The sequence below is a fragment of the Phocaeicola sp. ICN-14070 genome (assembly GCF_037892625.1).
Classification (GTDB): Bacteria; Bacteroidota; Bacteroidia; order Bacteroidales; family Bacteroidaceae; genus Phocaeicola; species Phocaeicola plebeius.
In genome coordinates, this window is sequence record NZ_JBBKBF010000086.1 from 1 (window position 1) to 10964 (window position 10964).

Sequence of the window (10964 nt, forward strand, 5' to 3'; positions counted from 1 at the left end):
AATGTAAAGCCTAAATCCCATGTCCAGTCCTTAGTACGTACCGGTGTCAAGTTCACCATTAATTCCACACCCTGATTCTGAATCTTACCAATATTTTTCGTTTCATACGAATAGGCTGTTTCCGGAGCCAATGAAGCAGAAATAATCTAATCTTTTGTCATACGATTATAGTAAGAAGCATCCACTGTTAACCGGTTTCCAAAAAAACTTCCAGAAAGTCCAAATTCATATTCAGTTGTCATCTCCGGTTTCAGGCTGCTACTCGGCAAAGTATTATTCGAAGTCATACCCATCACACCTCCGATAGGCATAGAAGTATAATAGCCATTAATATCCTTAAAATTAGCAATCTGATACCAAGACGTAGTCTTATACACATTTGCATCATTACCTGTTTGTCCAAGAGCTGCACGCACTTTCAAGAAATCTACCTGATGTTCTTTTAAAGAAGGCAACATTTCCGTAATCAAGAATGAAACATTGGCACCTCCATAGAAAAAGCTGTTATTTCCAGCCGGAAGAGTAGAAGACCAGTCATTACGCCCTGACAAATTCAAAAACATCATGTCTTTATATCCCAATTCAGCTTGTGCAAACGCACCAATCAGACGGCGCAATTCTTTATATGTCACAGAAACAGCCGAAGAAGATGTATTGTACAAGCTATACCAGTCAGCAACAGCCAAACCATCTACATATCCTCCACTATATCCATACGAACGCTGGTTCAAGTTCCATCCGGCTACTGCATTAATTGAAAAATCACTCACTCTATAGTCAGCGTTCAATAAAGCAGTAGCATCTAACTGACTACGGTTATAACGATATTCAGAATAATAGCCTAATGACTCCGTAGCTCCACCAAGCTGACTGTAAGAGCCATTAGAGAAAGTAGTTTTAGGCTCCTGTGAGTTTGTACGGTTGTTAGAGAAGTCACCCCCCAAACGTCCTGTCGCCTTCAAGCCTTTCATGATTTCATAGCTCATTTCAACACGACCATACACACGGTCATCCTGATAGTTACTTCTATAATTGTCAATCATATAATATGGGTTGGTTGCATAGAAGGTATAATAGTTATCCAAATTATAACGCTCATCGTTATAATCCTTCATCTGACTATAATCCACATCTACAGCATGCTGCAACAGTTCCATATACATATCATTACTACGACTGATATCCTTACGTACATAGTTCATGGTCATATCCAATGAGAACTTATTGATATTCATATAGCCACGTAATGAAAATGTATTTCTGGAGAATTGGTCACCATTATTAGGCAAGATACCATTTGAGGACAGATTTCCGTATGAAGCTACCACTCCCACTTTATCATTACCATAACGGATGCTTACGTTATTATTCTTTTCAAAACCTGTCTGATAAAAGTTTCTCAAATTATGTTCTACGTAAGAGAATGGTTTTGTCATGGGAGTTTCCAACTGGTCTGATCCCCATTCATGTATGGTACCATCCAAGCGAGGTCCCCACGAACCGTTTTCACTTCTATTCCAGCTTCCCCATCCTTGTCCAAACAAATCCTGAGTCTGCATTACACGCAATACTTTTGAAGCTGTAAAAGAGCCATCGTATGTCACGGTTAACTTTTCTACCCCAGCTTTTTTCGTTGTAATCATAACTACTCCATTCGCTGCACGAGAGCCGTACAATGCCGTAGCAGAAGCTCCCTTCAAAATGGTTACAGATTCTACATCTTCTGAATTAATGTCATTGGCAGCATTACCAAAGTCTGTAGTAGAGCTGTCGTCTGTAGGACTTCCACGGAAAGTTGAGTTATCAATAGGTACTCCATCTACAATGTACAACGGGGAGTTATTATTCAATGAAGATATACCACGAATCAACACTTTCTGAGAAGTACCCGTGTTTCCTGCAGATGAAATTTGCACACCTGCTACTTTTCCACTTAAACCTCCCATCACAGAACCAGATTTACCCGCATCTATATCTTCCGACTTCATTGTAGTCGCTGCATATCCTAAGGTTTTCTCACTACGCTTCATACCCAATGCCGTAACTACAACTTCGTCCAATACCTCTGCATCACTTTTCAGAACCACATGCATAGGCGTGTTTTTTATCGCCACCTCCTTGCTTTTCATTCCCACAAATGAAACAATCAAGGTCTTACTGTCAGCTTTCACCCCTGAAATCATAAAATTACCATCCACATCTGTAATGGTTCCCTGGGTAGTCCCCTTTACCAATACTGAAGCCCCGACAATGGGCAATCCGTCTTCTTCGGAAGTTACCACACCTTTTACAGTTACTCCTTGCGACCATGCTACACCCGTCCATACAAACAGCAGGGCCAGCATCAATGTTAGTTTTCTTTTCATAAATCCCTCCTTTGATTAAACATAAAAATAATCTCATTCAGTTGATAATACTTCATAAATACATATTAAAACCTATTAACAACATCGCAAAGATATATATTTCTTCAAATAAACAACAAAATATTATTGAAAAATAGAATCTAAAACCAAAAAGATACAGCATAATCGAATATCAATTCATTTAAAATTCATAAAATTAAAGAAATATGAAATATTCAATCAGAAATAAAAGGAAAACCGTAAGAAAAACACAACAAATAAATTCAAATAATACAGAATTCGATATATAAAAAGAACAAACAGAATGATTAATTCAATAAGGATAACATGAAAGAATTGTCAAATCAGAATTTAACAGAATGAAAATAAAAAAAGCCGCCCCAAAGGGACGGCTTTCAAAATATTATGTCAACAAAAAATTAGTCGATATAACGTTCAATTGTCTGTGCACGGTCAGGACCTACAGACACAATCTTTATCGGAGTACCCAATTGTTCTTCCAGGAATGTAATATATGCATTGAATTCTTCCGGGAATTCATCTTCACTCGTCATCTTCGTCATATCTGTTTTCCAACCTGGAAGTTCAGCATATACAGGTTCCACCCCTTCTGTAATATCATACGGGAAATAGTCGATTTCTTCTCCGTTTACCTTGTATGCTACACAAGCCTTGATTGTATCAAATCCATCCAGCACGTCGCTCTTCATCAGAATCAACTGAGTTACTCCATTAACCATAATCGCATAACGCAAAGCAACCAAGTCAACCCATCCACAACGGCGTTCACGTCCTGTTACCGCTCCATACTCATGACCTAAATCACGAATAGTCTTGCCTGTTTCATCAAAAAGTTCTGTAGGGAACGGACCTGAACCTACACGTGTGCAATATGCTTTCATAATACCGTACACTTCACCAATCTTGTTAGGGCCTAATCCCAATCCTGTGCAAGCACCCGCGCAAATAGTGTTAGATGAAGTCACAAAAGGATAAGAACCGAAATCCACATCAAGCATAGTTCCCTGAGCACCTTCGCAAAGTACTGACTTACCTTCATTCAGCAAACGATTGATTTCATGCTCGCTGTCTACCAAATGGAACTGACGGAGATATTCGATACCTTCCATCCATTGCTTTTCCAGTTCAGTAATGTCATATTCATAATTAAGGCTCTTCAGAATAGCCTCATGACGAGCTTTGGCAGCTGCATATTTTTCTTCAAAGTTATGCAGAATATCGCCTACACGCAATCCATTACGGCTCACCTTGTCCGTATAAGTCGGACCAATACCTTTTCCGGTGGTTCCTACTTTCGAATCTCCCTTGGCTGCTTCGTATGCTGCATCCAAAATACGATGAGTAGGAAGAATCAGATGAGCTTTCTTAGAGATGTGCAAACGTTCTTTCAACGGATGTCCGCTTGCTTCCAACGCTTCAGCCTCAGCCTTAAACAAAGAAGGATCAAGTACCACTCCATTACCAATGATGTTCACTTTATCACCCTGGAATATTCCAGAAGGGATAGAACGAAGCACATATTTCTGACCTTCAAATTCAAGAGTATGTCCGGCATTCGGGCCTCCTTGAAAACGAGCAACCACATCGTAACGGGGAGTCAACACATCGACTACTTTACCTTTTCCTTCGTCGCCCCACTGTAAACCTAACAAAACATCTACTTTCATGATTCTTTATGTTTTATATATTCCTTATACTACTTCTTTTTCCGCTTAGCCGCCATACATTTACTACACAAACCATAAATATAAAGAGAATAATGTGAAGCATAAAATCCCTTCAATTTTGTCTGTGCAATAGCCTGCTTTAAGTTGTCGTCTTCAAACTCCGACACCTTTCCACAACAGGTACAAATCATGTGATGGTGGGTTTCATTATTATATGATCGTTCATACTGGGAAGTGTTGCCAAACTGATGCTTGATGACCAGTCCTGCATCGATAAGCAGAATAATGGTATTGTACAGAGTAGCCCGGCTGACCCGGAACTTTTCCTTCTCCGCCATATAGCTGTACAACTCATCAACATCAAAATGTCCTTTAATGGAATAGATAGTATCAAGTATAGCATACCGTTCAGGCGTCTTCCGATGCCCGTTCTTCTGCAAATACTCTGTAAGGATTTGTTTGACTGTATCTTTTATATTCTCTTCCATCCCAATAATCGTTCAGCGGTCAAAGTTATATTTTTTTGAGTAATTTAGAAAGATTACAAGCCATATTCTATCTCATTTTTTATTTCTTCTGCCACCATTTTGATTTCCGGCTTAGAAGATTTCAATAAATTCCCTAACATACGAAGTACGGTACGAGAATTTGACTTCGACTGTAAAGCAAACTTACATATAGCCTTAGCCGCTACTTGACGCATTTCAGTTCCTCCTTCCAGTACGGTAAAAGCCTGATCCAGGAATTCAGCTTCTGCTCTTTCATTCAGCGTCCATCCCTTCATTAGCAAACGAGTCATCAACAGATATCCGCACAATTGAAAATATTCCCGTTCATCGGCTATCCATGGAAAAACCACTTCCGAAGCGTATGGCAAACGTTGGAACAAATTCATTACCGTATATTCTGCCAATTCAGGATAACGCATGTCTTCTATCCATATTTCAGCGATTTCCCGACAAAAACCCTCGACAGGCTGAAGTAATCCGGCCATAATCTTGCATTCGCGGATGTTCTCTTTCCACAAAGCCTGTGCCAGCTCATGATTACACGGATAATCTGCCGCTATTTCTTTAATACGGGGATATTCAATACCAAAGTTCAGTTTATAATCAATACCTTTTTCACGCATACTTTGGGAAACCATTCCATTCATAAACAAGCGGAATTTCGACTTTATTTCCCTGATTGTATCCTGTATTTCTGCCATAATCAAATAGTCAAATTAGAATAATCACGACCATAACGAAGCATCTGTTCTGTATAGCCTTCTGTATAATCAAGTTTTACATCCACAATCCGTCCCTCGGTATCATATTGAAGACAATATACCGGATTGACAAATCCCTTGTAAGGAGCCAGATGGAGTGAACGGTAACGGCTCAAGATTTCCTCATGAAGTTCTGCATCCAGTTTCACTGCATACTTTTCGACAAGAGCACGTGCAGCTTCATAGTCTCCCTCACTCTTTATACGTTGAATCTCACTCAACAACACGGCAAAAAGTCCGCGAAGCTGAAGATAATCATTTATTTTCACATAAGTTTTTCCATCTTTCTTCACCAGTTCCACAATATTCATTGATTTGCCATTTTCCAAAACCCAGCGAGCAATCAACTGGCGGTTACGCATGTGAGCTTCTTCCAAATCACAGCCCGGTTCTATGCGTACCATCTGCGTAAGAAGTCCGTTCATCATATAAGCATAATATTCAGCCTTGTAAGCTTCCTCATCAGGAGTTAATCCCAGTTCCACCAGCTTTTCATCAGGCAAATAATACAAGCCAAACAAATCTGCTCGTGCCTCTTCTATCGTAGAGCCATACGCTTTCAAGGCATCCGGATCAACTCCTGGAAGCAGTTTTCCTGATCCATGTCCTACACACTCATGCAAGTCCGTATGAAGGTCACCCGTAATGTCAGCATATTTTTCCAGCAAATCTTTTTCTTCCTGGCTGTACACAAATTCTTCACGGAAACCATTTCCTTTTGCAGCCTTATTGTAAGCATCTGTAAGATTCCCGATAGTCACAGATTTTGACCCATGCAGACTGCGAATCCAGTTTGAATTGGGCAAATTAATTCCTATCGCCGAACTCGGATACAAATCTCCCCCTAACATGGCAGCTGTAATAACTTTGGCTGAAACGCCACGTACTACTCCCTTTTTAAATGCAAGAGATACTGGAGAGTGATCTTCAAACCATTGCGCATGCTGACTGATAACTTCCGTTCGGTGAGTAGCTTCTTCATCTTTAAAGTTCACAATTGATTCCCAACTTGCTTTCATTCCTAACGGGTCACCATAACTTTCAATAAAGCCATTGACAAAATCAACTTTAGACTCCGTATCTTTCAACCAGGCAATGGAGTAAGTGTCAAATGTTTTCAAATCACCCGTACGGTAAAAATCAATCAACAAACGGATTACTTCACACTGAGCTTCATTTTCAGCCACTGACTTGGCTTTTTCCAGCCAATAAATAATCTTTTCAATCGCTTCTCCATACATGCCATCCACCTTCCAGACTTCTTCTTGTATGACTCCGTCCTTTTGCACCAGACGACTGTTCATTCCATACATAACAGGATGTGGACCACTTGCCAATTTCTGAATCATGTAAAACTTCTCAGCCTCATCCTGAGTTACCCCTTCATAGTAATTGGCTGCAGAAGTTATCACCAGGTCCTCTCCATCTGCCTGATTCACACGTTTGGGCATAACTTTAGGATCAAAGATTACAGGAAGCAATTTGTCACACATATCCTGAACTGATTCACCATCCTTCAGTGGAAGACCAGCCACATCTACTTGTGCTATGCACTCACGCAAAAACTCCGGTGAAAAAGCAGGCACAAACTTATCACATGCATAATGATGATATATGCCACTAGAGAACCAAACGCGCTTCAAATAAACTTCCAGCCCTTGAAAATCCGAACTATTACGGTCACCTGAATAGGATACATAAACCGCTTCCAGCAATTTTCGAATCTGCAAATTATACTTTCCGTTTTGGTCAAAAAGAATATCTCTTCCTTCCAATGCTGCCTGTGAAAGGAAATAAATCAACTTTTTCTGTTTTAAAGATAACTTTTCAAAACCATCCACACGATAACGCAACAGTTGCAAATCGGCAAACTGTTCCACTATATAATTAAAACTTTCTGATGTACTCATCTTAATTCATTTTTAAACGTCATTAGAACATAATTATACAAAAATCGTAGAAGTTTTTTGATTTCGCAACAATAACCCTGAAAACTTTATCAAAAAACCTTATATTCGCACAAGAATACGATAAAACGGCAACTTTTTATTTTTTTATATATCTTTGTGCACAAAATTTAAAAACATGAGAGAACAAATGCTGAAAACACTCAAATCTTATTTTGGGTATACTTCTTTTCGTCCACTACAGGAAAAAATCATTTCTACAATTCTTCAAAAGAAAGATGCATTAGTACTGATGCCGACAGGAGGAGGAAAATCCATGTGTTATCAGCTACCGGCTATTTTGATGGAGGGAACCACCGTTGTCGTTTCCCCATTAATTTCTCTCATGAAAGACCAAGTGGAATCTCTACAGGCTAATGGTATCGTAGCTCGTGCATTAAATAGCACAAATGACGACGCCACCAACGCCCAGCTTTACTTTGAATGCCTACAAGGAAGGGTAAAACTACTGTATATATCTCCCGAAAGACTGATGTCGGAAATGAATTATCTGTTACGCGACATCAATATATCCCTGTTTGCCATTGACGAAGCCCATTGTATTTCTCATTGGGGACATGACTTCCGTCCTGAATATACACAACTGAAAGCTATACGACAATATTTTCCCAATGTCCCAGTAGTAGCCCTGACTGCAACCGCCGACAAGATTACTCGAGAGGATATTATACGGCAACTGGAAATGCGCAACCCTGAAATCTTTATTTCTTCTTTTGACCGTCCCAATTTAAGTCTGGAAGTAAAAAGAGGATATCAACAGAAGGAAAAAATCAAAGCCATTGTCAAATTCCTGCGCAGACACCGTAATGAAAGTGGAATTATCTATTGCATGAGCCGAAATGGAACTGAAAAAGTGGCTCAATTACTTGAGAAGGAAGGATTCGATGTCGCAGCTTATCATGCAGGAATGTCAAACGAACAGCGGGAAATTACACAAGATGATTTCATTAATGATCGTGTGCAGATTATCTGCGCGACCATTGCATTCGGTATGGGAATTGACAAGTCTAATGTCCGATGGGTCATCCATTATAACCTGCCTAAGAGTATAGAAAATTTTTATCAGGAAATCGGCCGAGCAGGACGCGACGGACTTCCTAGCGAAACCCTTCTCTTTTACTCTTTTGGCGACATTATTCTGTTATCAAGGTTTGCGGCAGAAAGTAACCAGCAAGGAATCAACCTGGAAAAGTTGAACCGCATGCAACAATACGCAGAATCCGACATTTGCCGACGGAGAATTCTTCTAAACTATTTCGGAGAAACCATGGATCATGACTGTGGAAACTGCGATGTATGCAAGAACCCTCCTGAACGCTTCGATGGTACCATCATTGTGCAAAAAGCATTAAGTGCCATTGCCCGTGCCGACCAACAAATCGGTACCCGCACTTTAATTGACATCCTGAAAGGATATGCCAGTCAGGAAATCATGGAAAAAGGATATGACAAACTGAAAACCTACGGAGCAGGCAGGGATGTGCCTGGAAAAGACTGGCAAGATTACTTGCTCCAGATGTTAAATTTAGGATATTTTGAAATCGCTTATAACGAGAGCAATCATTTAAAAATTACAGAAGCCGGAAGAAAAGTATTGTTCGGAAAAGAACGCGCACCACTGGTAGTCATTAAAAGAGAAGAAGGCTATGGAAAGAAAGGCTATGCCAAAGAAAACAAAACAGCTTCTCCTGTACCTTTATTCACCCCCACCGTATTTGAAGATGAAGATGAAGGCTTGTTTGAAGCACTTCGTCAGCTCCGCAAAAAACTGGCCGACCAGCTGGCCATTCCAGCTTACATTGTACTATCCGACAAAACCCTGCATCTGCTTGCCCTGAAGAAGCCCAGCAACATTGAGGCATTTGGTGAGATTAGCGGAATTGGAGAATTCAAAAAAGAGAAATACGGAAAGGATTTTCTGGCCGTCATCAACGAATATCTAGGCAGAAACTAACGGAAACGCTGCCCGCTTACCCATACCGGACGTGCAAATGGATAGCCAACGGATGTAACACGTGTATAATTTGCCATAGGCATCATTTCAGGAAGATGAGCTATATCAAATGCCACAAAGTCTTCGTATGTCACCTCTTCTACAGCCGTTCCTATTTTCATCACCTTTTCATAAAGTGATTTACGGGAAGGCGCATTAAAAGCACACGTATTTGAGTTCATCATACTATCTTCGGATGGGCGATAAATTCCTTCAGAATAAGTACAAGCCCCTTCATAAACACCTAAATGCTCATTCTGATAATGAGAGTCCGTTAAAAAAGGAGCCCAAAGAACAGTATCCGCCGATGCGGTAAAATCCACATTCTGCGCCCATCCGTTCGCTTGCATGATGCGTATCCGCTGCATTTCCAATGTAGTAACACTTCCTTTTTCCAGATATACATATTCATCTTCCAGTTTTCCAAAACCATGTCCAATCGCTTCATGTACCAATACTTGCCGGAAATATTCACTCTCCAGACTTTCAATGACCGGACAATAAGCAATGGAAAACTCTATAAACTTACCATTTCCATCCTGATATCCGAAATAAGTGGTACCCGCATAAGCAGAAGTATTTAACACCACTACCGCCAAGCAGTTTTTCCTTTTTTCTTCTTTTAATACCTTTCCCACATACACTTGTACAGAAGCATCATCACCCGTAATCGTTGTACTATTTCCACCTGTCAGCTTACAACTGAAGGCTGTCTTATATCCCATGCCAAAATCATTATTTTCAGATACCGCATTAATCATATACACGTCAAAATATTCTCTCAGAGATTTCACGGGTTCTTCAGTAAACAGATTCTCCATAGTTTTTTCCATAACGCTCCGATAAGTTCCATTAGCCAATTCCTGGTCCACGAAACCATCCCCCATCAACACAATTGGAATACCATCCCCTTTAGTATGCTGCTGCAAAGTATCTATTTTACCGTCTTCTGAGTAATCAACTGACTCAAGCACTTGTCCTCCTAGCTGAGATATTTTAACCGTAGCTAGTTCTTTCTGCACTCCATCTTCTTCTTTAATAAAAAGTAAATAGGCCGACCGTGACATTCCTCCCCTATTAGGAGCAGCATTCAATGTCACCTCTTGTGTTTCAGTCGTTGCTGAACGAGAAGAGCTTTCTTGCCTCAACCAGCTTCCTGGCTCCGAAGATGTATATACTTTCAGTTTTTCCGCTTCTACATTCGTCTCGAAACGGATAGTAAACATACCTCCATCGACATCCACAAGATACTCATCTTTTTCGGGAAGCACATAATCACCAATCTCTTGGAAAACGGATATTTCGCAAACTTCATCTCCCGAACTTAACTTTACTTTTGCTTCTCGTAACTTATTTGTATTGTTCTCAAAAATAGCTGTAACTTTTACTTGTCCTTCCCCAGCTTCACCCGATAAGGGAGACAAACTTAACCACACCGCATCTGTCGTAACATTCCATGTGCCAAAACTTGTAAATAAAATAATAGCCTCGTCCCCTACTACCGACTGCAGGGTTACACTTTCTGTCACATTTTCAAAAGAAGTCACTTCCATCTCTTTATGGCAAGAGACTAACAACATCAGAAAAACGAAACTAAGGTTAAACAATATAGTTTTTTTCATACAGTATAATTAAGTCATTCAAAAGTTTTCAAACGGGTAGACCTCCTGAGAAATTCTG

General features: G+C 40.1%; 6 protein-coding genes and 1 pseudogene. 1 reads left to right on the forward strand and 6 read right to left on the reverse strand.

The features are described from left to right. The 5 genes and pseudogenes from WKT20_RS16405 to WKT20_RS16425 all read right to left on the reverse strand — a co-directional run. Nucleotides 1-2366: pseudogene (locus tag WKT20_RS16405) on the reverse strand (SusC/RagA family TonB-linked outer membrane protein); the annotation flags it as partial. Between the two features lie 419 nt (nucleotides 2367-2785). Continuing rightward, nucleotides 2786-4054, reverse strand: a complete 1269-nt coding sequence (locus tag WKT20_RS16410; protein ID WP_007561984.1) for an adenylosuccinate synthase — start codon at nucleotides 4052-4054, stop codon at nucleotides 2786-2788. Between the two features lie 29 nt (nucleotides 4055-4083). Further along, a complete protein-coding gene (locus WKT20_RS16415) occupies nucleotides 4084-4542 on the reverse strand; it encodes a Fur family transcriptional regulator (protein ID WP_007561986.1) in 459 nt (152 codons plus the stop codon). A gap of 53 nt (nucleotides 4543-4595) precedes the next feature. Further along, entirely contained in the window at nucleotides 4596-5264 is a 669-nt protein-coding gene (locus WKT20_RS16420; RefSeq protein ID WP_340417739.1) for a DNA alkylation repair protein, read from the reverse strand. 2 nt (nucleotides 5265-5266) lie between these two features. Then, nucleotides 5267-7234: a dipeptidyl-peptidase 3 family protein gene (locus tag WKT20_RS16425; RefSeq protein WP_340417740.1), complete on the reverse strand. Its 1968-nt coding sequence runs from the start codon at nucleotides 7232-7234 to the stop codon at nucleotides 5267-5269. 187 nt (nucleotides 7235-7421) lie between these two features. Between WKT20_RS16425 and recQ the strand changes: the two genes are divergently transcribed. Then, nucleotides 7422-9245 carry a DNA helicase RecQ gene (recQ, locus tag WKT20_RS16430; protein WP_117702577.1) on the forward strand — a complete coding sequence of 608 codons (1824 nt, stop codon included), beginning with the start codon at nucleotides 7422-7424 and terminating at the stop codon, nucleotides 9243-9245. Here the strand turns inward: recQ and WKT20_RS16435 are convergent. Next, complete coding sequence (locus WKT20_RS16435; protein ID WP_340417741.1) at nucleotides 9242-10906, reverse strand: M64 family metallopeptidase; 1665 nt, start codon at nucleotides 10904-10906, stop codon at nucleotides 9242-9244. The two genes, recQ and WKT20_RS16435, sit on opposite strands and share 4 nt — an antisense overlap. Nucleotides 10907-10964 lie beyond the last annotated feature (58 nt).